General features: G+C 74.7%; 23 protein-coding genes and 1 pseudogene. 14 read left to right on the top strand and 10 right to left on the bottom strand.

The genetic code is table 11. The features are described 5' to 3' along the window. Positions 1–12: 12 nt before the first annotated feature. Positions 13–1,044, top strand: coding sequence for an ArsR/SmtB family transcription factor (locus E4U91_RS31805; RefSeq protein WP_241678751.1), 1,032 nt, complete (start codon positions 13–15; stop codon positions 1,042–1,044). A gap of 9 nt (positions 1,045–1,053) precedes the next feature. Here E4U91_RS31805 and E4U91_RS31800 read toward each other — a convergent pair whose 3' ends face one another. After that, positions 1,054–1,452 carry a hypothetical protein gene (locus tag E4U91_RS31800; protein ID WP_137310004.1) on the bottom strand — a complete coding sequence of 133 codons (399 nt, stop codon included), beginning with the start codon at positions 1,450–1,452 and terminating at the stop codon, positions 1,054–1,056. A 525-nt stretch (positions 1,453–1,977) separates the two neighbouring features. Between E4U91_RS31800 and E4U91_RS38250 the strand changes: the two genes are divergently transcribed. Then, a complete protein-coding gene (locus tag E4U91_RS38250) occupies positions 1,978–2,727 on the top strand; it encodes a hypothetical protein (RefSeq protein WP_168218032.1) in 750 nt (249 codons plus the stop codon). 345 nt (positions 2,728–3,072) lie between these two features. Here E4U91_RS38250 and E4U91_RS31795 read toward each other — a convergent pair. Together E4U91_RS31795 and E4U91_RS38245 are read right to left on the bottom strand one after the other, a co-directional pair. Then, positions 3,073–3,471, bottom strand: a pseudogene (locus tag E4U91_RS31795) (nucleotidyltransferase domain-containing protein); the annotation flags it as partial. Between the two features lie 154 nt (positions 3,472–3,625). Next, the gene (locus E4U91_RS38245; protein WP_168218204.1) at positions 3,626–3,790 is read right to left on the bottom strand and encodes a hypothetical protein; all 165 of its coding nucleotides are present in this window, start codon (positions 3,788–3,790) and stop codon (positions 3,626–3,628) included. Between the two features lie 173 nt (positions 3,791–3,963). Between E4U91_RS38245 and E4U91_RS38240 the strand changes: the two genes are divergently transcribed. Beyond that, positions 3,964–4,116 carry a hypothetical protein gene (locus E4U91_RS38240; RefSeq protein ID WP_168218203.1) on the top strand — a complete coding sequence of 51 codons (153 nt, stop codon included), beginning with the start codon at positions 3,964–3,966 and terminating at the stop codon, positions 4,114–4,116. Positions 4,117–4,667: 551 nt separating this feature from the next. Beyond that, entirely contained in the window at positions 4,668–5,969 is a 1,302-nt protein-coding gene (locus tag E4U91_RS31790; RefSeq protein ID WP_277755372.1) for an MFS transporter, read from the top strand. Positions 5,970–6,203: 234 nt separating this feature from the next. Here E4U91_RS31790 and E4U91_RS31785 read toward each other — a convergent pair whose 3' ends face one another. Further along, positions 6,204–6,731, bottom strand: coding sequence for a hypothetical protein (locus tag E4U91_RS31785; protein WP_137310002.1), 528 nt, complete (start codon positions 6,729–6,731; stop codon positions 6,204–6,206). A gap of 131 nt (positions 6,732–6,862) precedes the next feature. Beyond that, positions 6,863–8,041 carry a serine hydrolase domain-containing protein gene (locus tag E4U91_RS31780; RefSeq protein ID WP_137310001.1) on the bottom strand — a complete coding sequence of 393 codons (1,179 nt, stop codon included), beginning with the start codon at positions 8,039–8,041 and terminating at the stop codon, positions 6,863–6,865. A 310-nt stretch (positions 8,042–8,351) separates the two neighbouring features. Between E4U91_RS31780 and E4U91_RS31775 the strand changes: the two genes are divergently transcribed. Further along, positions 8,352–9,173 (top strand): ribonuclease BN, encoded by an 822-nt coding sequence (locus E4U91_RS31775; RefSeq protein WP_137310000.1) that lies wholly within the window; start codon positions 8,352–8,354, stop codon positions 9,171–9,173. 12 nt (positions 9,174–9,185) lie between these two features. On the opposite strand, the gene E4U91_RS31770 is transcribed toward E4U91_RS31775, so the two are convergent. Next, on the bottom strand, positions 9,186–10,331 hold the full coding sequence (locus E4U91_RS31770; RefSeq protein WP_422070921.1) for an MGDG synthase family glycosyltransferase: 1,146 nt from the start codon (positions 10,329–10,331) through the stop codon (positions 9,186–9,188). Between the two features lie 140 nt (positions 10,332–10,471). On the opposite strand from E4U91_RS31770, the gene E4U91_RS31765 reads away from it, so the two are divergent. The 3 genes from E4U91_RS31765 (at position 10,472) to E4U91_RS31755 (ending at position 13,235) form a co-directional block, all read left to right on the top strand. Then, positions 10,472–11,323 (top strand): SDR family NAD(P)-dependent oxidoreductase, encoded by an 852-nt coding sequence (locus E4U91_RS31765; RefSeq protein WP_137309999.1) that lies wholly within the window; start codon positions 10,472–10,474, stop codon positions 11,321–11,323. A 116-nt stretch (positions 11,324–11,439) separates the two neighbouring features. Further along, on the top strand, positions 11,440–12,423 hold the full coding sequence (locus E4U91_RS31760) for a DMT family transporter (RefSeq protein ID WP_168218202.1): 984 nt from the start codon (positions 11,440–11,442) through the stop codon (positions 12,421–12,423). Then, on the top strand, positions 12,420–13,235 hold the full coding sequence (locus tag E4U91_RS31755) for a polysaccharide deacetylase family protein (protein ID WP_137309998.1): 816 nt from the start codon (positions 12,420–12,422) through the stop codon (positions 13,233–13,235). The genes E4U91_RS31760 and E4U91_RS31755 overlap by 4 nt, the downstream gene beginning before the upstream one ends. Positions 13,236–13,497: 262 nt before the next feature. Here the strand turns inward: E4U91_RS31755 and E4U91_RS31750 are convergent, their stop codons facing one another. Both E4U91_RS31750 and E4U91_RS31745 read right to left on the bottom strand, forming a co-directional pair. Further along, positions 13,498–14,865, bottom strand: a complete 1,368-nt coding sequence (locus tag E4U91_RS31750; protein WP_137309997.1) for a trypsin-like serine protease — start codon at positions 14,863–14,865, stop codon at positions 13,498–13,500. A gap of 91 nt (positions 14,866–14,956) precedes the next feature. Further along, on the bottom strand, positions 14,957–15,958 hold the full coding sequence (locus E4U91_RS31745) for a LysR family transcriptional regulator (protein ID WP_137309996.1): 1,002 nt from the start codon (positions 15,956–15,958) through the stop codon (positions 14,957–14,959). Positions 15,959–16,076: 118 nt separating this feature from the next. Here E4U91_RS31745 and E4U91_RS31740 point away from each other — a divergent pair, with 118 nt between their 5' ends. Then, positions 16,077–17,027, top strand: coding sequence for a helix-turn-helix domain-containing protein (locus E4U91_RS31740; protein ID WP_137309995.1), 951 nt, complete (start codon positions 16,077–16,079; stop codon positions 17,025–17,027). A gap of 35 nt (positions 17,028–17,062) precedes the next feature. Beyond that, positions 17,063–17,926 carry a dioxygenase family protein gene (locus E4U91_RS31735; RefSeq protein WP_137309994.1) on the top strand — a complete coding sequence of 288 codons (864 nt, stop codon included), beginning with the start codon at positions 17,063–17,065 and terminating at the stop codon, positions 17,924–17,926. A 148-nt stretch (positions 17,927–18,074) separates the two neighbouring features. Here the strand turns inward: E4U91_RS31735 and E4U91_RS31730 are convergent, their stop codons facing one another. After that, complete coding sequence (locus tag E4U91_RS31730) at positions 18,075–18,755, bottom strand: class I SAM-dependent methyltransferase (RefSeq protein WP_137309993.1); 681 nt, start codon at positions 18,753–18,755, stop codon at positions 18,075–18,077. Between the two features lie 156 nt (positions 18,756–18,911). Between E4U91_RS31730 and E4U91_RS31725 the strand changes: the two genes are divergently transcribed. The 4 genes from E4U91_RS31725 to E4U91_RS31710 all read left to right on the top strand — a co-directional run bounded on the left by E4U91_RS31725 (position 18,912) and on the right by E4U91_RS31710 (position 22,758). Next, positions 18,912–20,333, top strand: coding sequence for an amidase (locus tag E4U91_RS31725; protein WP_137309992.1), 1,422 nt, complete (start codon positions 18,912–18,914; stop codon positions 20,331–20,333). 25 nt (positions 20,334–20,358) lie between these two features. Beyond that, complete coding sequence (locus tag E4U91_RS31720; protein ID WP_174867886.1) at positions 20,359–20,577, top strand: hypothetical protein; 219 nt, start codon at positions 20,359–20,361, stop codon at positions 20,575–20,577. Between the two features lie 188 nt (positions 20,578–20,765). Further along, positions 20,766–22,268 (top strand): SPFH domain-containing protein, encoded by a 1,503-nt coding sequence (locus tag E4U91_RS31715; protein WP_137309991.1) that lies wholly within the window; start codon positions 20,766–20,768, stop codon positions 22,266–22,268. A gap of 43 nt (positions 22,269–22,311) precedes the next feature. Continuing rightward, on the top strand, positions 22,312–22,758 hold the full coding sequence (locus E4U91_RS31710) for a type II toxin-antitoxin system PemK/MazF family toxin (protein WP_137309990.1): 447 nt from the start codon (positions 22,312–22,314) through the stop codon (positions 22,756–22,758). On the opposite strand, the gene E4U91_RS31705 is transcribed toward E4U91_RS31710, so the two are convergent. Beyond that, positions 22,743–23,570 carry a TIGR02452 family protein gene (locus E4U91_RS31705; protein WP_137309989.1) on the bottom strand — a complete coding sequence of 276 codons (828 nt, stop codon included), beginning with the start codon at positions 23,568–23,570 and terminating at the stop codon, positions 22,743–22,745. The two genes, E4U91_RS31710 and E4U91_RS31705, sit on opposite strands and share 16 nt — an antisense overlap. Positions 23,571–23,635: the final 65 nt, after the last annotated feature.

The following is a 23,635-nucleotide window of genomic DNA, read 5'->3' as shown; positions in this document are numbered from 1 at the left end:
CGGAGGCACTTCGTGTTACGCATTCACTTCACGACGGCCGACCTGGAACGCATACGCTTCGCCCCGACCGTCGGAGTGGCTGCGGAGACCTGCTACGCACTGGAAACAGTCACGGGCAGACGGCCGAGGGTGTCCCATGAGACCCATGCGGGCCGACGTGATCGGGAAGCCGACACCCGCCCCCTGACCTCTCTCCTCGAGGGAGGCGGGATCGGCCCGGACCTGCTGGCCCTGGCCGGAGACACACCGTTCATCGACCACGCGGTCGACAACCTTCTGCAGGTTTCCGATTCCCGATGGCAGGCCGAGTTCAGGAACATCACCGTCCGCCGGCGGTACGTGTCGTGGGCGCACACCGTCGCAACGGGGCGGCTCAAGGAGAGACAGGAACTCGTCGCCGCACTGCGCGCCTGCCATCGCCTCCTGGTCGCCCCCTCATGGAACAGGGCCCGCAGCGAACTGGTGGTGACGTCGACCCGGCACTCCGACCTGATGCTCGGCGGCGGCGTCGACGCCTTCTTCCGGGAACTGGAGCCGAAACTGATCCGGTGGCGCCGACCGGTCCTGGAAGCCTCCTATCCACGGCAGGTGGAGGTGCGTCTGCAGGGCAGGGGGCTGGTCATCACACCCACCCTGTTCGCGGGCAACGCCGTCAGCTTCCTGTGGGACCCGCTGGACATCACTCAAGCACCCCGCCTGACGGTGCCCGCCGTCCACGGCACGCCCACCGCACCAGGCTCGGCCGGATCGGAGGGTGCCCCTGCCAGTCTGGGCGCCCTGCTGGGACGTACCCGAGCCGCCGCTCTCAGGGAGACGGTGGAGGGCGCCTCCACCACGGAGTTGGCGCGAAAGTTGGGCATGTCGGTGGCGGCGGCCAGTCAGCACACGGCAATCCTCCGCAACGCGCGCCTGATCACCACGAGCAGACGGGGTGGATCGGTACTTCACCTGATCACCCCGCTGGGCGTCGCCCTGCTGGGCGGAGGCACACCTCCGACACCCGGGGCCCCCGACAACCCCACGCGCCGCGGTCCCCGCGCCTGAGCGGACGGCTCAGCAGAGCCTCCGCTCGGCGGACTTGACCTTGTTGCCGGTCGAACTGAGGGTCTCCGTGAAGTACGTGGCGTTGCCGTCACAACCGGCGATCACGCTCATGTTGCCGTTGCCGAAGAGAGCATGCGTACGCGATCCGACGGTGACGTCCGACTGCAGAGTCCTCTTCTTCTGCACCCTCACAGTGAGCGTCACACGGCTGGAGCCGCAGTCGAGTCGACTACCCACTCCGACGATGGTGCCGTTGGCCCCCGCGGTCGGCGGATTGGCACCCAGACTGCACGCGAGCACCCCGGCTTGGTCCGCCACCGCCGGACTCGCCACTGCCAGCCCGGAAACGGTCAAGGATCCCGCCACGGCACACGTGCCCAGGACCCGAGAAATTCGGCGCATGAACATGCCTTTCTCATCGAAGTGACCCATCCATTGCGCCGCTTGGAGCTGTGAACCGCCCGCAGCGCGCTGCTTGGAACACATTGGCAGGCGCCATCGAGCCCAACAAGCCTCTAAGTGAGGCCTTAAAAGCGCAGGTCATGTGGTTGAACCCGGTCGGCGAAAAAGGGAAGGCGCCGCGCAGAAAACCCAATTTCGTTGTGCGTCCACGCGCCCGATCATGTGCGGCCGATCGATGGCGTCGACTTGTCGACGTGCAGCTCCTGGCCGGCCGCGGCTGGCGGTGGCTCGAGTGGGGAGCCTGTCGGACCGACAGGATCGGCTCGGAGGACCGGAAGGAAGCCAGCTCCTTCACGTCTCAGGGTGCCCGAATTCGCGTATTCTCCTACCAATCTCTGGACAGGTGACAGAAAGGACACGGGGATGAGCGGGGGCGGCAGCGGAGCACCGTGGAATCCGTATGGAGGAGGACACCCACCGGATCCTGCTTGGCCGCCCGGGTCGCCCGGAGGCCCACGGCCATCCGGTCCGGTGCGCCGACTGACCTTCGGACGTCTCTTCAACCCGATTGCCGTGGGGCGCGCCGTGTTTACGCCCTCCCGGCCGGACCGGGTGCACGACTCGGCGGTTAAGAGGCTGCAGATCTTGCGGACGATCCTCGGTCTGGTCGCGATCTCCTGGATGCTGTTGTCCTACGGGGTGGCCTCGGACGCAGATGCCGTGGTGGATGAACGATTCGCTCAAATCCGAACCACGCTCGTCATGCTTGGGGCGACTTTCCCGGTTGCCGTCGCCGTCTTCATCGCGGCATCCCGCCCGCCCAACCGGCGTGTGTTCCTGCGCCGGGCAGCCAAGCCCGCCGGGGCCTTGTTCGCCCTGGTGGTCACGCTCGCTGCGCCGAGACTGATCACAGGGCTGGGCTACGTGGACGAGAAGACGGACTGGACGGCATCGGCAGGGAGAGTGGTGATGCTGTTCGCCCTGGGTGCGTTCCTGTTGTGGCTCGCTCCCTTCGCCCTCTACGGAATCGCACAGTCACTCGTGCACGTCTTCCGTACAGCGGATCTGCATGAAACGGTTCCGCCGATTCTCGCTACGCTACTGGTCTGGGAAGTCGCCGTGTTCGACGTGTTCCGAGGTGCCTATGACACCGTGCCGTTCGCGGTGCGCATGGCGTTCCTCCTGGGAGCTCCCGTGTCCGTCACCGCTGTGTCGCTGTGGGAGTTGCGGCGGCTGCGCGCTCAACACGGTATCTCCGTGCGTGGAGCGCTGCTTCGCTGAGCGCCGCGACGGACTCCAGCGCGGCTGCTGCGGTGTTCTGGCGGGGCAGTGGGGCCGCAGCGCAGCAGCCCCGCGACCCGGCGGCTCCCAGACCGAGGCCATCGCGATCCTCGCCGACGCCGGCCGCGCCAAGCGGTCTGACATGTGCCGAAGAAGTGGGGACCATCCCCGCGGGCGCGGGGAGCACCGTCCCGGAACCCGGTTACGAAGGCAGCGTGCGGGGACCTGGCTATGTCGACGACAAGTGGCAGCGCGTGCCAATGAGGTCTGACATCGGTTCCTGCGCCGTGGGCGCGAGCATGTCGGTGCAGTGTGACACCGCTTGACGCGGGTCAGAAGTGCGTGGCGATCCTCGGCGGACAAGCACGGGATGGCCATCCCCTGGATGGTGCCCGTCACGAAGCAGGAGGGGGGGTAGGCGAAAGGACGTTGCGGTTCGGGCGACGCCTGCACTGCTGAGCCGTCATCGCTGAAGACCAGCGGATGAAGGTCGATCTCCCGGCCGTCCGGCGCCGTCACGACGAGTCGGATGGGCCTCCAGTCCAGGCTCTCCACGAAACCTGCCGCGGAGAGAGCCGCCAGCACGACGGATTCCTGGTCCTGCCGGTGCATCAAGTCCAGGTCGCGATGGTCTCGGGTCTGCTCGCCGATCAGAGCGTCGATCCCCCATCCGCCACCGACCCAGACGTCGGCCTCCGCCCGCTGCAACAGGGCCAGAACGAACAACACGTCATTGGCTGTCATCACCCTACGCAGGCTAGAAGCGTCGGCGGCAGCGGACGAATCCTCCCGGGAGAGGCAGGCAGGCTCCGTCCGGGTCGCGCGTCGCTCACGTACGGGCTCCGAGGACCTGCCACCCCTCGGTCATCATGACGCTGACCGTGCAATCACGAAAAGCTCACGCAGCATACGCACCCTGCCCCATGGTGGCGCGCAGCTCGACAGGGACGGCCTCCTCCACCTCCCAGCGGGCGGCCAGCGCCTCCCAGGAGTTCCCCGGGTTGCGGCACTGAGCGACCGCCCAGACGGTGAGCTGCCGCGCCTCGGCCTCCTCGTGCCCCAACAAAGGCTGCGGAGAACGGGGGGTGCCCCTGATCGCCGGGGGCGTCCAGTGCGCCCTGCGCCAGCTTTCCTTCACTCATCAGAACCGCGACCCGCTCCACGATCACACCATCATCCCCGGCCACTCCCGTACGGGGGACGATATGGCTCACTATCACCTTTGTTCAGTTATGCGTGCTGTCCTCTCGATCGGGGGACACGTTCTCCCAGTACTCGGCACGGTTCGGGATCAACGTCTACAAGCTGCTGTGGGACAACAGCAGTTTGTTCTCCGGCGGACCGAACGACCCCGTGCCGCCGGGCAACCTCGTCTACATCTGCCCCTGAACAGCCGCCGGTTCCCTGGCCCCTGAGGGGCGCGGAGCACAAGCGCCGCAGCAGCTGGATGGCGTGGGCGTCTACATGACGTCTGCTTCCCTGAGATCCGCGCGGCGGCCGTTGAGCATCCGCCCGCAGACACCGGTGTGGCCGGCGAGCTGGTGCTGTGGGAGCACGGCCGTCGGCGATGCTTCGACCGGGAAGGTTCGCCGGGTCGGCAGGTCATTCCTGTGCGGAGGCAGCTGCGAGGCGGTGGCGGCAGAGGTCGGCAGCCGTGTTCAAACCCTGTTGTGAGCAAGGCCACTTGGTGCGCCAACTGCGCTCAGCCCGACCGACGTTGACGCGTCGGACCGGGCGGGTGCGGCGTGCGTCACGCCGGCACCGGCCGTCCCGTCTGCCACGATGGTCCGCGCCCTGAACGACTGGGCTGGAACGGCCGCGCAGCGCAGCCGGTGTCTCTTCGGTTCCGCCAGTCCCCTCCCCGCCTGGCTGTCGAGAACCGGACCGTGTCTGCTGCCCCTCCCCTGTCCTCCCCCGCCCCGCACACCGCCGCCCGGCCGGTGCCGCCCGCGTCCCGCTCGCCGTGGCGCTCCCTGCGCCACCGCGGCATGCGCTGGTGGTCCGTCGCGAACTTCGTGTCGAACGCCGGCACCTGGATGCAGCTGACGGTGCAGAACCTGCTGGTCCTGCAGATCACCGGCTCCGCCGCCGCGACCGGCCTGTCGATGTCCGTGCAGGCCGCCCCGGCCCTGTTCGTCAGCCTGCTGGGCGGCACCGCCGTGGACCGCTGGCCGCGCAAGCTGACCGCCGCCGTCAGCCAGGCCCTGCTCGGCGGGGTCGCCCTGGTGACGGCCGTACTGGTGGCCGCGGACCGGCTCGACATGACCTCGCTGCTGGTGCTGGCCGCCGTGACGGGTCTGATCGCCACCGTCGACGGACCGGCCTGCGCCCTGCTCGGCAACGACCTGGTGCCGGTCGAGGACGTCCCCTCCGCCATCGGTGTCGGCGCGCTCGTGCACAACGCGGGCCGGCTCGTCGGTACCGCGCTGGCCGGTGTCACGGTCGGCTTCCTGGGCACGGCCGCGGCGTACGGGGCGAACGCCCTGTCGTTCCTGTTCGTGGCCTCGGTCATCCCCTTCCTGCGCCCGGCGCGGGGCGCGACCGAGGTCCGGCCGGCCCCGGCGGCCGCCCCCGGCGCCCCTCGGCCCGACCTGAGCGTCCGTGAGGGGCTGGTGTTCTTCGCGCGGCGGCGCCGCCTGGTCGCGCTGGCCGGGATCACCGGGGTCAGCGCCGTCTTCGGGCGCAACTACGGGCTGACGCTGGCCGTGCTGGTCACCGGGCCGCTGGCGGGCGGCGCCGGGTCGTTCGGCACGGTGTCCACGGTGCTCGCGGCCGGCGGGATCGTCGGCGCGGTGCTCGGCGCGCGGCTGCGCAGGCCCTCCGTCCGGCTGGTGGGGTGCCTGGCCGCCGCGGGCGGTCTGCTCCAGGTGGCCGCCGGGCTGTCGCCGTCGCTGGCGGTGCTGCTGGTCCTGGTGCTGCCGATGGCCGTCGTGGAGTCCGTCTCGGACACCGCGGGCACGGCCGTCCTGCAGACCGACCCGCCCGCCCGGCTGCGCGGCCGGGTGCTCGGGGTGTGGAGCAGCGTCGGCACGGTGTGGAGCCTCGGTGGCCCGCCCGCCCTGGGTCTGCTGATGGAGCTGGCCGGGGCGCGCGGTGCCCTGGTCCTGGGCGGTCTCGTCGTGTCCGGCGCGATCGGCGCCGGCCACCTCGCCCGGACCCGCCGCACCGCCGACACACCGGTACTCCTGCCCACCCTCGACGGCGACGTCCCGGACCGCGGGGCGCTGAGCACGGCGGCGTGAGGACGGCCGGACCGGGCGGGGTGGCGTGAGGGGGCTGGAGGCGTCGCCGGACCGGGAGCGGTGGGGACGAGCACCCCTGGGGCCGGGCCTGGCAGGCGAGCATCGCCGGGCTGCGGGCCGCGAAGGAGCGCCACCAGGCCACACCCGGTGGCCGAGCACGCGGGCGAGCGGGCGCGACGGCGTACGTCTCCCGGTGCCTACACCCGCACCCGCACCCGTACCCGAGCCCAGCCGTCAGGCGATGAGCGCCTGGCCCGGGGTCAGGCGGGCCAGGAGCTGGGCGTGGTGCAGGTCGGCCACCGGGGAGAGCAGGTCGGGGTGGCGCAGGAGGGCCGCCGCCGAGCGGTCGCCGGCGTCCGGGGCGAGCAGGCGCCGGAACTCCACCGGCAGGCCGCGCGCGGGACCGCCGCCGTGCAGGGCACCGACGGCCTCCTCGGCGAGTCCCGGGTCGGCGAGCAGGCACGCGGCCCAGCTCGCCACGACCTCGTCGACCCAGGTGCGCCAGGCCACGGCGTCCTCGTCGGCGTCCTCGTCCGGCCCCGCGCCGGTGATCCAGTCCAGGCGGGCGCAGCCGCCGGGGCCGGCCATGCCGACGAGGGCGGCGTCCATCGCGGTCGGGTAGCGCAGCCACGCGGCGACGGTCACGGCCTGGCGCGCCTGCACCTCGCACAGGGCGGCGGCCAGGGCGCCGCCGGACGCCGGGTAGGCACGGACGAGCCACTGGGTGGTCGCCGCGATGAGCGGGGAGAGGTCTGCGAGCACGGCCGGCCGTCCGGGGGTCGAGCGGGGGAACAGGGAGGTCCGCACACGCTAGCCGCCGCTCCCGGGTCCGGGAACCCGGCTGTGACCGGCGTCCCTGAGTGTCCTCGGCCACACCGCCCGCCCCGCCCGCCTCAGGACGAGCCGTGCAGCAGGCCGCACACGACGTTCTCCTGGACGGTCCGCAGCCGCTTGAGCAGGTCCGGCTTCTGGGCCTCGTTGATCTGCGTGGTCGTGCTGAAGGTCAGGGAGCGGCGGCCGTCGGGGGTGGCTGCCATCAGCTGGGTGTAGCCCGGCATGTTGCCGGTGTGGCCCAGCACGACGCCGCAGCGGGTGGTGTAGCGGAAGATGCCGAGGCCGGCGTCGTTGCGTCCGGGCCCGGCGGGCTCCGACGCGCCGGTGACCCAGCGGCGCTGCTCCTTCGCCACCCGGGGCGCGAACAGCGCGCTGCCCGTGTAGCCGCGGACGAAGCGGGTCACGTCGGCGGGCGTGGAGATGATGCCGCCCGAGGCCCAGATGCCGGAGGCGCTGAGCAGTTCGCTGACGTCCTGCGGCGCGGCGGGCGGGTCGACGTCGTAGCCGTGCAGGTAGGGCGTGGGGATGCGGAAGTCCTGCGGCAGGCTGGTGTCGTGCAGGCCGAGCGGCCCGTACACCCGCTGGTCCAGCAGCTTCTCGTACGGGGTCCCGGTGGCGGCCTCGGCCATCAGGGCCACGGCGATGTTGTCGGAGTTGGAGTACTGGTACCGCGTGCCGGGCCGGAAGCGCAGGGGCTGGTCGGCGACGTAGTCGAGGAGCCGGCGCGAGTCGAAGCGGTGGTGCGGGTCGGCGGTCACGATCTTCTGGAACGCGGGGGCGCGGATGTAGTCGGGCAGGCCGCTGGTGTGGTTCAGGAGCTGGCGCAGCGTCACGGCCCCCCACGCCTTCGGCAGCTTCGGCAGCCGCTGGTGCAGGGTGTCGTCCAGGCGCAGGTCCCCGCGGGAGACGAGGGACAGCGCGACGGCCCCGCTGAACGCCTTGGCCGCGCTGGCGATGCGCATGTGGTCGTCGGCGCCGGGCGCGCGGTGGGTCCCGGTCTGCGCGACGCCGGACCGCAGCACCCGGGTCCGCCGGCCGTCGCGCAGGACGGCGATGACCCCGGGCGGCCCGCCGGGCGCCCCGACCAGGTCGTCGAGCTGCTGCTGGAGGGTGCGCGCGGAGGACGACGGCGACGGGGGCGCGACGGCCACCGCGGCGGCCGTGGACAGCACGGCCAGGCCGGCCACGACCAGCGCGAGGCCGACCGGCCGGTGGAGGAGGGGGGAACGTGCGGGCATGCGGGCTCTCCCGGGGACGGGGCGGTGAACGTCCGGGTGGCGCGATGTGCCGCCGGACCGGCGTCCAGCTTCACCCGGCGCGACGCGCGCCCGCCGCGCACGCTGCTGCATACGGCCCAAGGCGCGGTCACCGGCCGGGTCCCGGGGGGCTCGGGGCGGCGGCCGTCGTGACGGCGGGGAGGGGAATCCACCCGGGCGACGGGCGCCCGGCGACCGCGCCCCGGATGCTGGTAGGGGGAACGCCGGTCCGGCCGGCGTGCCGGCGGACGGGCACCCGGTGCACCGGACCGGCCCTGTGGAGGTGCGCCTCGTGAAACGGCAGCTGCGACAGCTCGGGCACGGGTGGCACCGGCTCGGCGTGGGCTCGCTGCTGCGGCAGGGGCGCCGGCTGGAGCTGATGCACCGTGCCATGGGGTTCGCGACGCTCGCGCTGGTGACGCTGGCGCCGCTGCTGATCGTGGTGGCGGCCGCCGACCCGCTGCGGCGCGGCGGTTTCGCGCCCTGGCTGGCGGACGGCATGGGGCTGTCCGGCCGCTCCGCGCGGGTCCTGACGGAGATCGTCAGCCCGTCGCGCGAGGTGGTCAGCAGCACCAGCGTGTGGAGCGGTCTGGCGCTCGCCGTGTTCGGCGTGTCCTTCGCGGCGAGCGTGCAGAACGGCTACGAGCGCATCTGGTGCCTCGGTCCCGGCCCGTGGCACCGGATCTGGCGGCAGGCCACCTGGATGTGCGTGCTGACCGCCTACCTCTACCAGGAGGTGCAGACGCGCACCGCCCTGCACGGCACGGCGCGCGCCGTGCTGGCCGCGGTCACCGGGGTGCTGTTCTTCTGGTGGGGCCAGCGCTTCCTGCTGGGCGGGCAGGTGACCTGGCTGAAGCTGCTGCCGGGCGCGCTCGCCACCATGGTCGGCCTCGGCGGCCTGCGCGCCTTCTCGCACTTCGTGTTCGCGCCGCTGATCGTCACCAACGCGATCAGTTACGGCGCGGTGGGCACGGTCCTCATCGTCGAGTCGTGGCTCATCGGGGTGGGCTTCGTGGTGTACGGCGGCGCCCTGGTCGGCAAGTGGTTCGACGACCACCGGGACGCCCGGCGGGAGGACGAGCCGAGCGACCCGGCACGTGAACGGGCTTCCTGAAGGCCGGCCGGATCAGACCGCTGCCGACTCCGCCAGCGCCGTGACCGAGGCGAGCGGGTCCTCGCGGAAGAGGGCGCGGCCGCGGTCGCGCCGCAGGTCCCGCTCGGGGCCCGCCTCCAGCACCCGTTCCAGTGCGGACAACAGCCCGGCCTCGTCGGGGGCGAACTCGGACACCCCGAGCCCGGCCATGTGCCGCACGCCCTCCTCGCCGTGGCCGGGCAGCGGGCGGTAACCGATCACCGGGAGTCCCGCGGCGAGGGCCTGGACGGCGGTCTGGCCGGCCGCGTTGTCGATCAGGGCGTGCACGGCGCCCATGAGGCCGGGAAGGTCGCGGACCCAGCCCAGCGCGAGGGCGCCCGGGACGGCGGTGACGGCGCTGCGCAGCTGGTCGTTGTGCCCGCACAGCACGACCGGCAGGTAGCCGGTGCGGGCCAGCAGCCGGGCGGTGGCCGACGGCCGGGACGCGGCTCCCCAGGCGCCGGCGGACAGCAGGACGGGCGGCCGGCCGGGGACGTGCCGGGCGAGCGTGCGCCGCCAGTGGGCCGCGCCCGCAGCCGGCGCGAGGAAGTCGGCGGGCACGACCGGGCCGGTCACCCGCACCGGTGCCGCCACGCCCCGGCGCAGCTCCCCGGCGGCGTCCTCGGTGAGGCACAGGTACTGGTCGTTGCCCGGGTGGACCCACTGCCGGTGGACGGCGAAGTCCAGCACGAACACCGCGCTCGGCACGCGCAGCGCGCCCCGCTGCCGCAGGTGCCCGGTCAGCTGGGCGGCGAGGTGGAACACCGACACCACGACGTCGGCGTCGAACCCGTCTGCCAGCTCCGTCAGGCGGTGCCCGGCCAGCCGGGCCAGCGGCACCCCGCTGGGGCGGTGCCCGGGGCCGCTGCGCAGGAACGTGTCGTAGACGGCGCCGTAGGCCCACGGGAAGTGCCGCACCGACGCCTGGTAGGAGCCGCGCAGCGCGGAGCCCAGGCCGTAGGGCAGCAGGCCGAGGACGTCGGCCACCAGTGGCTCGTGGCCGTCGGCGCGGGCACGGCGGGCGAGCTCCCCGGCCACGGCGTCGTGGCCCGCTCCCATGCTCGCGCTGAGCACCAGGATCCGCCGGGGCGCGCCCGGTACGGCCGCACGTCCGCGGGGCGCGGAAGGAGACGTTCGCACGGGTTCCGGTTCTCCTGCCGTTCGCCACCCAAACGCCACGTTTGCTGGGCGTTTGCCGCATCCCGTCCGGGATACTCCATGCATCCGGGCCGCCCCGTCGGCCCCTCCCGGCACCGTGCCACGGCCCATCGGATGACGCCATGTCTCATGCCATGTCCGGCCCCCGCTCCGCACCCGCCGTCCCCCCGTCCGAGCCGCTGCCGGCGTCCGGTCCCGCGCCCGCCGCCGGTGCGGGGGTGTCCGGGTACCGCGGTACGGCCCTGGTCACCGGCGCCTCCTCGGGCATCGGCGCCGCCGTGGTGCGGCGCCTCGCCGCGGAGGGCGGCTGGCGGCTGGTGCTCAGCGGGCGGGACGAGGCGCGGCTGGCCCGGGTCGCCGGCCAGGCGTCGGGCACGGCGTTCGCCGCCGACCTGACCCGGCCGGGTGCCGAGGCCCGGCTGACGCGGTTCGTACTGGACCGCACGGGCCGGGTGGACCTGCTGGTGGCCGGCGCCGGGATCGGCTGGGCCGGCGCGTTCGGCACGATGCCGGCCGCCGACCTCGACGAGGTGATCGACGTCGACGTACGGGCCACGCTGCGTCTGGTGCGGCAGGTCGTGCCGCACATGATCGCGGCGGGCAGCGGGCGCGTGGTGCTCATCGGGTCGCTGGCGGGGGTGGTGGCCGTGCGCGACGAAGCCGTGTACTCCGCGGCCAAGGCCGCCCTCGCGGCGTTCGCCGACGCCCTGCGCTACGAACTCGCGCCCACCGGCGTCCGCGTCACCCATGTGGTGCCCGGCGTGGTGGACACCCCCTTCTTCGACCGGCGGGGCACCCCCTACCGGCGGGCGCGCCCCCGGCCGGTGCCGCCGGAACGGGTCGCGGACGCCGTGTGGCGGGCGGTGGCCCGCGACCGCGACGAGGTCTTCGTGCCCGGCTGGCTGTCCCTGCCGGCCCGGGTGCGCGGCGCGGCACCGGGCCTGTACCGGCGGCTCGCCGCCCGCTTCGGATAGGCGCGCGGTGAGCGGCCGTTCGAGGAGGGGCGGGCGGTGAGCGGTCGTTCGAGGAGGGGCGCGCGGTGAGCGGTCGTCCGAAGCCGGTACGACGGGTGCCCAGGAGGTGAGCGGGGGTGAGCGCGGTGACCGTGGTCCTCGCCCTGCTGGCGGCCCTCGCGAACGCCTCGGCGTCCGTGCTGCAACGACGCGCCGCGACCGACGAGCCCGACGGCGGCCGGGGCGCACGGCAGGCCCTGCGGCTGCTCGCGCGCCTGCTGCGGCGACCGTACTGGCTGGCCGGTGCCGCCCTGCTCGCGGTGTCGACCGGGCTGCAGGCGGCGGCCCTCGCGGCCGGCGGCCTCGCCCTGGTGCAGCCGCTGTTGGCGAGCGAGCTGCTGTTCACCCTGCTGGTCGGCGGCGTGGTCTTCGGCCACGCGCCGGACCGCCGCACCTGGTGCGCGTTCGTGGCCCTCGCCCTGGGCCTGGCGCTGTTCCTGGCCGCCGCCGCACCGTCGGAGGGCCGGGAGACCGCGCTCTCCGGGCGGTGGCCGGTCACGGGGGTGGTGCTGCTCGCCGTCGTGGCCGCGCTGACGGCGGCCGGGTCGGCCGTCCGCGGCGCGCCGCGCGCCGGACTGCTGGGGCTCGCCTCGGCGGTGTGCTTCGCGGGCACGGCGGCGCTGATGAAGGAGGTCATGGGCCGGCTGCAGGACGGGCTCGGCCGGCTGCCGGCGCAGTGGCCCCTGTACGCGACGGTCGCGCTCGGCGTGGTGTCCTTCCTGCTGTTGCAGGGGGCGTTGCGGGCCGGGACGCTCGCGGTCTCCCAGCCCGCGCTGACCCTGGGCGACGCGCTGACCAGCGTCGCGCTGGGGTGCGTGCTGTTCGAGGAGCGGATCGGGCTCGGCGGCCGGGTGCTCCCGGAGGTGATCGGCGTGCTGCTGATCGGCGCGGGCACCCTCGGCCTGGCGCGGGCGCCGTCGATCAGCGGGGCGTGGGACCGGGCGCGGCCGGGTCGCGGGGCGGTTCCCGGGACCTCCGGCGCCTCCGGGAGCGCGGGGAATTATGCAGGCGCTGAGGACTCCGGGAACTCCGGGCCGCAGCAAGGAGCAGCCCGCCGATGAGCCACCCCTCCGCGCGCCGCCCGCTGCCGCCGCCGTTCCTCGCCGACGCCCCGCCCCTCCGTCCACCGGTCGTGCGCCCGTCGATCCGGGCCGTCGGCCGACGTGCCGGGACGGTGCTCGCGCCGGTGGCGGTGCTCGCCGCGGCCCACATCGTGCCTGCGGCCACCTGGCTGCCGGGGCTGCGGCTGCGGTGCTTCCCGTCCCTGGCGGGCACGGGGCGCCCCGGCCACGTGGCGCTGACCTTCGACGACGGTCCCGACCCGGTGTCGACCCCGCGCTTCCTCGACGCCCTGGACCGGCTGGAGGTCCGGGCGACGTTCTTCGTGCTCGGCGAGCAGGTCGTGCGCCACCCCGGGGTGGTGCGCGAGACGGTCCGGCGGGGCCACGAGGTGGCCGTGCACGGCTGGTCCCACGACCGGCCGTGGCTGCCGTCCCCGGTCCGCGACCGCCGGGACGTGGCGCGGGCGGCCGCCGCCGTGCGCGAGACCACCGGCCGCTCCCCGCGCTGGTACCGCCCGCCCTACGGCATCCTCACCTCCGGCCGCTGGGCCGCCGCCCGGAGTGCGGGGCTGCGGCCCGTGCTGTGGACGGCCTGGGCCCGGGACTGGGCGGCGGAGGCCACGGCCGCGTCGGTCCGCGCGACGGCCGCGGCGGAGCTGCGCGGCGGCGGCACCCTCCTGCTGCACGACACCGACCTGGCCTCCGCGCCCGGCTGCTGGCACGCGACCCTCGCGGCCCTGCCGGAGATCGTGGGCGACTGCCGGGAGGCCGGCCTGCGCGTGGGGCCGCTGGCCGAGCACGGCACGGGCTGACGACCGACCTCCCCGACACACCGGCCCACTGGCGCAACCGCCGGCAACGTCTGGCATGTCCCTGCCCTTCAAGCAGGGACGCACGCCTCACCCCGGGAGACACGTCCCCCTGCGGAGACCCGGCCGACGAGGCCGACAAGGTCGGCTTCCTCTACACCCGCCGCTGAGCCGCGCGGGACGTCATCCGCGGGGGTGTCCCGGACGCGCGGGACGGCCCCGGTCTGGGAACCGGGGCCGCCTTCCGCCGACGAGGACAGGCAGGTCAGGTCCGCTGCCACAGCGCCGGCGTGTTCGGGGGCTCCCAGCCGGGCTGGGCCTGGTGGGTCTGCAGGCAGCGGTACGTGGCGCCGCCGTACGTCACCGTCGCGCCCGCCTGGTAGACGGTGCCCACGGCCCAGGTGCCGCCCGGGTCACCGGGATCACCGGGGTCACCCGGGTCGCTGGGGCCGGACGTGGTGGTCTTCAGGGTGAGGCCGTAGTTCTGGAGGATGGGGTTGATCGGCTGGAAGTAGGTCGTGCCGCCGCTCGTGCAGTTGCCCGAGCCGCCCGAGGTGACGCCCTGCGCCTGGCTGCCGGAGATGAACGAGCCGCCCGAGTCGCCCGGTTCGGCGCACACCGAGGTGCGGGTGACGCCTGCGACGGTGCCCTCCTGGTACGTCACGCTGGAGTTGAGCTGCTGCACCGTGCCGCAGTGCCAGCCGGTCGTGGAGCCGGAGCGGCACACCGAGGAGCCGACCGCGGCCTGCGTGGACCCCGCGACCTGCGCACTGGAGCCATTGACGTACGGCGTCGCCGTCCAGTTGGCGTTGGTGGCCACCCACGCCATGTCGTTGCCGGGGAATATGGACGCCTGGAACGTGCCCTGCGCGACCCGGTTGGAACCGCTGGTGGTGCTGCCGGCGCGTCCGCAGTGGCCGGCCGTGGCGAAGCCCTGCTGGGTGCCGCGGGTCACCGGGAAGCCGATCGAGCAGCGGCTGCCACTGCCGATGTAGTAGGCGTCGCCGCCACGCAGGTCGTAGAGCGGGCGCGGCCGTTCGGTGGTCCGGACGATCCGGGCGAGGGAGGTGTCGACGCGCGCCGCGTGGAGCAGGGAGCGGGCGGATTCCGCGCTGATCGCCTCCACCGTCAGCGTGTTGGTGCGGACGTCGACGTACCACACCGGCGCGTCGGTGGCGGCGTGGTGCGCGGCGGCACGGTCGAGGCGCGCCTTGGCGGCGTCCAGCGCGGACAGCGAGTGGTCCACGACCACGGCGTCGGCGCCCCGGGCCCGGATGGCGCGCACGTCGGCTGGGTCGGTCGTGGCCACGGTGAGGTTGTCCGACAGCGTGCCGCTCACCCAGGCCCCCGCGTAGTGCGCGCCGACGGCGGCGCGCAGCCGGCCGGTGGTGGCGCCCGCCTCGGCCTCGTTGGCCAGCCGGGCCGCCGCCTGCTGCCGGTCCAGGCCGAGGTCCCGCTGGAGCGCGGCGAGGAGGCCGGGCGGGACCGCGTCGGTGCGCAGGGTCTCGGCCGCCGTGGGGGCGCCGGACGAGGAGGGCGGCAGGGCGCTCGCGGAGCCGCTGAGCCCGGCCACGAGCAGGGCGCCCGTCGCCGTGGCGGCGGCGCACGCGGCCCTGAACTGTCGATGGAGCATGGGGAGTTCTCCTCGGGTTCGGTGGGGTGGCGCCACCGTAGGAAGGCTCCGCCGCGCTCCGTAAGACGTCAGCCGACCCCCTGCCCCCGTGTTATGGAAGCCGCCGGAGGGGGTGGCGCGGCACCGGTCGGCGGACGTCGTCCGGTGCGTCCGGCCGGCGCTGCGCCAGCCACTGCGCGTAGCTGTCGCTGCGGGCCGCAGCGCCCGCGTGCGCCTCGCGGGCCTGGGCGAGCACGGTGTCCGCGGTGTCCTGCCGCTGTCCGGCGGGGTGCCGACCGAGCAGGTGGCGCCACATCAGGGGCGTCCCGGCGAGCGGCCGGACGGCGAGACCGGGGGTCGGCGGGAACGTGGCCCGGCACAGGCCCACTGCCCGGCCCACCTGCACCAGGTGCACGCAGGACGCGGTGTCCGTCTCGTACATGCGGCGCGGGGTGAAGCCGGCGCGGGCGCAGGCCGCGGTGAAGCAGTCCGCGAAACAGCCGTCGCCGGGGACGCAGGCCCACTCCTCGTCGGCGAGCGCGGCCAGGTCGACCTCCGGCTCGGCGGCCAGCCGGTGGCCGTCGGCGAGCATGACGAAGACGGGGTCGACGGCGATCTCCTCCCAGACGAGGTGCGGCGGGTCGGGCGGCGGGGCGGAGCCGCAGGTGCCGGTGAGCGCGAAGTCCAGGCGCCCCTCTGCCAGCAGTTCCGCCAGTTCCCGCTCCGACCAGGAGGCGCAGGTGGTCACAGTGGTGCCGGGTGCGGCGTCGGCCAGCCGGTCGACCAGCGCCCCGAGCAGCGGTCCGTGGGTGCCGCCGAGGCGCAGCCGCTGTCCGACCCGCCGGGTGCGGGCGAACCGGGCGGCCTCCCGCTGGAGTTCGCTCACCGCGGGCAGCACGACCCGGGTACGTTCCAGGACCAGCTCGCCGAGGGCGGTGGTGCGCACGCCGTGCCGGCCGCGCTCGAACAGGGCCCCGCCCAGGGCGTGTTCGATGCGCCTCAGCTGTGCGCTGAGGGCGGGCTGGGCGAGACCGAGCGCGGTGGCCGCCCTGGTCAGGCTGCCCGCGTCGGCGATGGCCCGGATGGTTCTCAGATGCCGCAACTCCAGCTCCATGCAGGGAGCTTGCGACGCCTCGGGGCGGGGGGCAAGGGGTTGGTGCAGACCAGAGCGGGAACGGATGTGCGCGACCCGGCCCGATCGACGAGACACCCCCTGGGAAGGAGTGCGTCCCATGCGCAGCACCACGGTCTTACCAGGAGTTCCGAGCCCGCCCCCCGGCGCGGGGGACGTGGCGCTGCACCGGCTGGAGGTGGCCCGGCCGGACGCCCCTCCGTTCGCGGCGGGCTCCTTCGAAGAGGTGGGGCCGCTGTCCCGCTGGGACCGGCCGCACCGGCACACGTTCTACGAGCTGGTGCACGTCACCGCCGGTTCGGGTGCCCACGTCGTCGACCTCGCCCGGTGGCCGGTGCGTCCTCCGCAGCTGACCGTGGTCCTGCCGGGGCAGGTGCACCACTGGGAGGGCGGCCGGGGCCCGGAGGGGTCGCTCGCCCTGTTCACCGACGACTTCCTGGTGGACCACCCCGGCGACCGGGAGGTGCTGCGGGAGCTGGGGACGCGCTGCCCGTTCGCGCTGGACGCGGAGCACGACCGGGCGATCGGGTGCCTGTTCACCGAACTGCTCGCGGAGCACCGGCAGCGCGCGGCGGGACACGAGAGCGTGCTGCGGTCCCTGCTGCACGTGCTCGTCCTGCGCGCCGCCCGGCTCCCCGGCCCCGCCGGACAGCGCGCCGGACGTGGCACCGGACCGCAGGCCCAGGGCCGTTCGGCCGCCGTGGCCGAGGCGTTCACGGAGCTGGTGGCCCGGTCCGGGGCGGCGGGGTGGAGCGTGCGGCAGTGCGCCGAGCGGCTGGGGGTCACGCCTGGGTACCTCACCCAGGCGGTGCGGGCCGCCACCGGCCGCCCGCCCGGCAGGCTGCTGATCGAGGCGCGCGTGTACCGGGCCCAGCAGCTCCTGGCGCACACCCGGCTGTCGGTCCGGCAGGTCGCCGCGCGCACCGGGTTCGACGACCCGGCGTACTTCGGCCGGTTCTTCCGGCGGGAGACCGGGAGCAGCCCGGGAGCCTTCCGAAAACACCACAGCCGGCACCACCAGTCCCTCGAAGCCCCGTCCGGGCGCGCCTAGTTTCGTTGCCCACCAACCCCCCACGAGGAGGAGACATGGACGGAGCAGGCAGGCACGGCGCGGGCCCGGACGACCCCGGGGCCGAGCCCGGCACGGGGTCCGCCCGGCTCGTGCGCCGCAAGACGGTGCTGCGCGCGGCGCTCGCCGCCACCGCCGCGATCCCCGTCGCCCTGGCCGGCGGCCCGGCCCTCGCCCGCACCGCGGCGGCGAGCGGTACGGCCCCGGAACTCACGCCGTCCTGCGACGACGGCGACCACCCGACCCCGGAGCAGACCGAGGGCCCCTACTTCAAGCCCAACTCGCCCCAGCGCACCAGTCTGCTGGAGCCCGGCATGCCCGGCACCCCACTCACCGTGACCGGCTACGTCTTCGGCCGCGCCTGCCTCCCGGTGGCCGGCGTGCTGCTGGACTTCTGGCAGGCCGACGCCAACGGCGCCTACGACAACACGGGGTTCCGGCTGCGCGGGCACCAGTTCACCGACTCGCGCGGCTCGTTCGCGCTGACCACCATCGTGCCGGGCCTGTACCCCGGCCGCACGCGCCACCTGCACGTCAAGTTGCAGGCGCCCGGCCGTCCGGTGCTGACGACGCAGCTGTACTTCCCCAACGAGCCGCGCAACAACACCGACACGATCTTCGACGCACGGCTGCTGATGACCGTCAGGGACGCGGGCGGCGGCCGGGAGGCGGCGTTCGACTTCGTCCTCGACGTCCCCCAGGACCCCGGTCCCGGCCCCGGCCCCTCCCCGTCGCCGGGCGGGACCTGGGCCGTGGGCACGGCCTACCGCGCGGGTGACCGGGTCACCTACGCCGGCCGTGCCTACGTCTGCCTCCAGGCGCACACGGCCCAGCCGGGCTGGGAGCCGCCGTCCGTCCCGGCCCTGTGGCGAGCGGCCTGACGAGCCACCGGGCACCCCCGCCGCCCGCGCACCGAGGACCACGGCACCGGGGGACCCCAGGGGGGCGGACCGCCGTCCGCCCCCTACGGGACCTCGTGCCACGGGCGGCTGTGCGACGCCGTCGCCGGAGCCGCACCGGGGGTCCTCCTCAGCGCAGCCTGCGCACCCGCAGGACGAGGTCGTCCGTGTGGTGCGCGCCGGCGCCGCCGGGAGGGAGGTCGCGTGGCCGCCGCTCGTCCACCTCCACCGACCAGTCGTCGTCGAGCAGCGCCGCGACCGTCGAGGGCCAGATGTAGTCCGCCGGGTCGAAATCGCCGTCGTGCGCCTGCCGGGTGTCCATCCCCGCATGGTGCACGAACAGCAGCACGCCGCCCGGGGCGACGGCGGCGAGCAGGGCACGCTCAGCGACCGCGTCCGGGGTGCGCAGCAGGGCCGGGTACTGGGCGGATACGAGGTCGAACGAGGCCGGCGGGAGGGCGGCCTCGGCGAGTCCGGCGTGGACCCAGCGCACGGAGAGGCCGGCGTCCCGGGCGTGTCCGGCCGCGCGGTCCAGCGCGACGCCCGAGACGTCGAGCGCCGTCACGTCCCAGCCGCCGCGCGCGAGCCAGAGCGCGTCAGCGCCCTCACCGCAGCCGACGTCGAGCACGCGTCCGGGAGCCAGCCCGGCGGCCTCGGCCACGAGCGCGCCGTTGGGCCGGCCGCTCCACAACTGCTGTCGTTCGGCGTAGCGGTTGTCCCACTCCGCCCGTACCGCGGGATCACCGACGTACCCCCCGGAGGGCGCCGGGAGGCCGGAAGCGGGCGTTCGGGCTGCGATGTCATCGGTCACGGGTCCACCGTCGCCCACCGCTTCCCGGACCCGCCACACCTGTTGCCGGTTCGGCAAACGGCTGCGTGCGGGCCCGGCAGTCGGCTCTCCGGGCTCCACACGACGGACCGCCGGAGGTTACTGTGCGGTAGACGCCGTCGTCCCGGAGGTGCCCGCATGACGCCCGACCGTGCCGCAGGGCTGGCCGAGACCGCCCGTGCGCTCGCCGAGGGCGAGGTGTCCTCGCGGGAACTCGTCGAGCGGACGCTCGCCCGGATCGAGGGCAGCCGGGGCACCCTGAACGCCTTCCGGATCGTGCGGGCCGAGGCCGCCCTCGCCGAAGCCGACGCCGCCGACCGGGAGTTGGCCGCCGGAGCGCGCCGTCCGCTGCTCGGGGTGCCGGTCGCGGTGAAGGACGACATGGACGTGGCCGGCGAGCCCACCGCCTTCGGCTGCGCCGGCGCCCACCCGCCCGTCGCCGAGGACGGTGAGGCGGTACGGCGGCTGCGCGCGGCCGGTGCGGTGATCGTCGGCAAGACCAACACCTGCGAGCTCGGCCAGTGGCCGTTCACCGAGGGGCCCGCGTTCGGCGCGACCCGCAACCCGTGGCACCCCGGGCACACCCCCGGCGGCTCCTCCGGCGGATCGGCGGCCGCGGTGGCGGCGGGCCTGGTCCCGGCCGCGCTCGGCTCGGACGGGGCCGGCTCGGTGCGCATCCCGGCCGCGTGGACGCACCTGGTCGGCGTCAAGCCGCAGCGCGGCCGCGTCTCCACCTGGCCGCGCGGCGAGGCCTTCCACGGCATCACGGTCAACGGCACCCTCGCCCGCACGGTCGCCGACGCCGCCCTCCTGCTCGACGCGGCGAGCGGCAACCACCCGCACGACCCGCACCGGCCGCCCGCGGTCGACGCCCGCGCGGCGGCCGGCCGCGACCCGGGCCGGCTGCGCGTGGCCCTCGCGCTGAAGCCGCCGTTCACGGCGGTGCCCGCCCGGCTGAGTCCCGCCGTGCGGGCCCGGGTCGTCGCCCTCGCCGAGCGGCTCGCCGCCCTGGGGCACACCGTCGAGGAGGCCGACCCGCCGTACGGGCAGATCGGGCTGGCCTTCGTGCCCCGGGCGACCGCCGGGATCGCCGAGTACGTCGCCGAGGCACCCTTCCCGGCGCTCCTCGACCGGCGCACCCGGGACGCCGCGCGTATGGGCCGGCTGCTCGGCGGGGCCCCGCTGCGGGCGGCGCGGCGCGCGGAGGCGGTCCTGCACCGCCGTATCGGCCGCTTCTTCACCTCGTACGACGTGGTCCTCGCGCCCACCACCGCCACTCCCCCGCCGCGCATCGGCGCGATGGCGGCGCTCGGCGGGTTCGCCACCGACCGGGCGATGATCGCCGCCTGTCCCTACGCCTGGCCGTGGAACGTGCTGGGCTGGCCCGGCGTCAACGTCCCGGCCGGGTTCACCGCGGACGGCCTGCCGGTGGGCGCGCAGCTGCTCGGCCCGGCGCACGGCGAGCCGCTGCTGTTGTCGCTGGCGGCCCAACTGGAGGCGGACCTGCGGTGGCACGAGCACTGGCCGGCGCCGATCGCCGCCGACTCCCCAGCTCCGTAACGGGCTTCGGCCGTACCCTGGGGTCATGGACGACGCGCCGATGGTCGGGCTCATGGGACGGGTGACCGGGACGGTCGGGCCGGGACTGGTCGGCGAGGTGATCGTCCGGGTGCGCGGCGGCGCCGAGCACTTCCTCGCCCACCCCGCACCCGGCACGGGGCGCATCGAGCCCGGCACGGTGGTCATGGTCGTGGAGTACCTGCCACCGCGGACGGTCTACGTCACGGGCGCCTACGACAGCTGAGCCCGCCCCGGCGCGGATGACGTGGGCCGGGGACGGCCGAACCCCGTTGCGTCCGGCCAGGACCGCACGCCCCGCGCCACGCCCGCGTCAAGGTTGCGACAAGGATCCGCCGGTGTCTTCACCTGCGGCCCGCGCGGGCGCACACTCCCTTCGTCCGGTGCCGAGGGGGCACCATCCCAAGGGGGCGTATGCCGATGGTCGTCGGCGTCGTAGCGGGGGTGGCGGTCGCCGCCGTCCTCGTACTGATCGGTGTGTTCAAGATGATGTGGCGCGTCGCGGAGCCGAACGAGGCGCTGGTCATCTCCGGTTCGAAACACCGGACCGAGGGCCTCGAGGAAGGCATGGGGTTCCGGATCGTCACGGGGCGCGGCACGCTGGTGCTGCCCGGGGTGCAGGCGGTGCGCAAGCTGTCCCTGGACCTGAACGAGACCGAACTGCACGTGGACTGCGTGACGCACCAGGGCATCCCGCTGAAGGTGCGCGGCGTGGTCATCTTCAAGGTGGGCGACGACTTCGTGTCGATCGCCAATGCGGCCCGCCGCTTCCTCGACCAGCAGAAGCTGATGGCGGAGCGCGTGCACAACGTCTTCGCCGGTCACCTGCGGTCCATCGTGGGCGGGTTGACGGTGGAGGACATGATCCGCGACCGGGAGAAGCTGACCGGGCAGACCCGGGCCGCGTGCGGCACGGAGATGGAGAAGCTGGGCCTGATCGTCGACTCGCTGCAGATCCACGAGATCGAGGACCCGACGGGGTACATCCGGAACCTGGCCATGCCGCACGCGGCGGCCGTCCAGCGGGACGCGCGCATCGCCCAGGCGGAGGCCAACCGGCTGGCCACGGAGGCCGAGCAGCAGTCGTTCGCGCGGATGGCGGAGGCCACCCGGGACAGCGAGATCCTCCAGGCCGGCTACCAGGCCGAGCGCGACAAGGCCGCCGCCAAGGCCCGCCAGGCCGGACCGCTCGCCGAGGCGGGCGCCCGCCAGGAGGTCGTCGTACAGGAGACGCGGGTCGCGGAACTGGAGGCGCACCGGCGCGAGCAGCAGCTCCAGGCGGACGTCCGCAAGCCCGCCGACGCGCAGGCGTACGAGAAGCGCACCCTGGCCGAGGCGGAGCGCGACGCGCGGATCTCGGCGGCCCAGGCCAAGGCCCGCGAGACGGAGCTGGCCGCCGCCGCCGAGGCGACCCGGGTCAAGGCGGCCGCGGGCGCCGAGGCGGAGGCGACCCGCACGCGCGGCACCGCCGGGGCCGCCGCGACCCGCGCCACGGGTGAGGCCGAGGCGGCCGCCGCGCAGGCCCGCGGTCTGGCCGAGGCCGAGGCGGTCAAGGCCCGGGGCCTCGCCGAGGCGGAGGCCATCAAGGCGCGCGCCGCCGCCCTCGCCGAGAACCAGGAGGCGGTCGTCGCCCAGCAACTCGCCGAGAACTGGCCGGAGATCGTCCGGGCCGGCGCCTCGGCGTTCGGCAACGTGGACAACATGGTGCTCCTCAACGGCGCCGAGGGCATGTCCGAGCTGTTCGCCAAGGCGCTCACCATGGGCGGCACGGGCCTGGGCCTGGCCCGCCAACTGCTGGCCTCCATGAACCAGGAGGGCTCACCGGACCGCAACGCGCGGACCACCGCCGGGACTTCGTCGCTCAACGGCCTCGCGTCGCCTCCCCCGGCGCAGAGGGTCCCGGTGGACGAGAAGTAGGGCGGTCGGAGGCGGTCACGGGGGCACGCTCTACAGTGCCCCCGTGACCGCGTACGAAGACGAGCACGTCCCGGGCCGCTACGGCCCCACCGCCACCACCGAGGCCGACCCGCGGGAGGTCGGCCGGGTGCGCACCGCGTACGCGCCCGCCCACGACGGCGACCCCGATCCCGGCGAGATCGTGTGGACCTGGGTGCCGTTCGAGGAGAACGACGGGCGGGGCAAGGACCGGCCCGTTCTGGTCGTCGCCCGGGAGGCCGCGGGCACGGTCCTGGCGGTGCAGCTGTCGAGCAAGCGGCACGACGACGACCGGGAGTGGGTGCCGATCGGCAGCGGCCCGTGGGACCGCTCGGGCCGGGACTCGTGGGTGGCCGTGGACCGGGTGCTGCGCCTGCACGAGGCGGGCATGCGCCGGGAGGCGTGCGCCCTGGACCGCGGCCGCTTCGACCTGGTCCGCCGGCGCCTGCAGGAGCGCTACGGCTGGAGCTGAACCTCCGCGAAGGTCCGTTCGAACACCTGGCGCACCCCGGCACCCGGGGTGCGGTCCAGCACCCCGAACACCACGTGCGCGAAGGTCCCGGCGAACCGCCCGCCCGGCCCGAGCAGTGCCCGGAAGGCCCCCGCAACCTGCGCGGGGTCGTTGCGGAACACCCCGCAGCCCCAGGCGCCGAGCACCAGCCGCCGGTACCCGTGCGCGGCGGCCGTCTCCAGCACCCGCTCGGCGCGGACGGCGAGGGCGCCGGGGAGGTCGCCCGCCCGCTCCGGGGCCGTGCGCAGCACGACGCCCGCGTTGGGCGCGGCCGCGGTCAGGAATCCCGCCCGGTACGGCTCCTCCAGCAGCCGGCCGCGGTCGTCGCGGAAGACCGGCACGGCCGGGGAGTGCACCACCCGGTCCGAGTAGAACGGGTCGCGGTGGGCCCGGTGGTGGGCGTAGTACTCCGGGACCCGCAGCAGGCACGTGTACAGCGCGGAGGCCCGGCACAACGCCTCCTCCTGCGCCTGGGCGCCGTTCAGGTATCCCCCGCCCGGGTTGCGGGCGGAGGCGAAGTTCAGCACCGCGACCGGCCGGTCGGCGAGCCGGCGGGCGGCGGCCAGGCTGCTCTCGCCGGTGACCTCGACGACCGTCGCGGTCGGCTCGGTCCGCGGCACGGGCACCGGAAGCGGTCCGCTGACCGCCGTGGCGCTCCGGGCCGCCTCGATCTCCGCCCGCAGGGGCACCTCGCGCCCGTCGGGCAGGCGGTATGCGCCCGCCGCCACGATCCGTTCGGTCTCCTGCGCGATGTTCCGGAGCCGGGCGCTCATGGCGTCACCCCCGTGCACGCCATGAGCGCCCCGGCCGTCCGTTCCCCCGTCGTGCTCATGAACGC

It is taken from the genome of Streptomyces lasalocidi, assembly GCF_005280215.1.
GTDB lineage: Bacteria > Actinomycetota > Actinomycetes > Streptomycetales > Streptomycetaceae > Streptomyces > Streptomyces longwoodensis.
Note: the sequence above shows the minus strand (reverse complement) of the source record. Positions and strands in the feature narration are given on the sequence as shown.

What these genes read in the sequence shown, in the direction of transcription:
- E4U91_RS31800 (WP_137310004.1), bottom strand. Translation starts at nt 1,452, where the DNA reads ATGTTCATGCGCCGAATTTCTCGGGTCCTGGGCACGTGTGCCGTGGCG.
- E4U91_RS31755 (WP_137309998.1), top strand. Translation starts at nt 12,420, where the DNA reads ATGAGCCACCCCTCCGCGCGCCGCCCGCTGCCGCCGCCGTTCCTCGCC.
- E4U91_RS31720 (WP_174867886.1), top strand. Translation starts at nt 20,359, where the DNA reads ATGGACGACGCGCCGATGGTCGGGCTCATGGGACGGGTGACCGGGACG.
- E4U91_RS31765 (WP_137309999.1), top strand. Translation starts at nt 10,472, where the DNA reads ATGTCTCATGCCATGTCCGGCCCCCGCTCCGCACCCGCCGTCCCCCCG.
- E4U91_RS31780 (WP_137310001.1), bottom strand. Translation starts at nt 8,041, where the DNA reads ATGCCCGCACGTTCCCCCCTCCTCCACCGGCCGGTCGGCCTCGCGCTG.
- E4U91_RS31745 (WP_137309996.1), bottom strand. Translation starts at nt 15,958, where the DNA reads ATGGAGCTGGAGTTGCGGCATCTGAGAACCATCCGGGCCATCGCCGAC.
- E4U91_RS31750 (WP_137309997.1), bottom strand. Translation starts at nt 14,865, where the DNA reads ATGCTCCATCGACAGTTCAGGGCCGCGTGCGCCGCCGCCACGGCGACG.
- E4U91_RS31735 (WP_137309994.1), top strand. Translation starts at nt 17,063, where the DNA reads ATGGACGGAGCAGGCAGGCACGGCGCGGGCCCGGACGACCCCGGGGCC.
- E4U91_RS31740 (WP_137309995.1), top strand. Translation starts at nt 16,077, where the DNA reads ATGCGCAGCACCACGGTCTTACCAGGAGTTCCGAGCCCGCCCCCCGGC.
- E4U91_RS31725 (WP_137309992.1), top strand. Translation starts at nt 18,912, where the DNA reads ATGACGCCCGACCGTGCCGCAGGGCTGGCCGAGACCGCCCGTGCGCTC.
- E4U91_RS31715 (WP_137309991.1), top strand. Translation starts at nt 20,766, where the DNA reads ATGCCGATGGTCGTCGGCGTCGTAGCGGGGGTGGCGGTCGCCGCCGTC.
- E4U91_RS31705 (WP_137309989.1), bottom strand. Translation starts at nt 23,570, where the DNA reads ATGAGCGCCCGGCTCCGGAACATCGCGCAGGAGACCGAACGGATCGTG.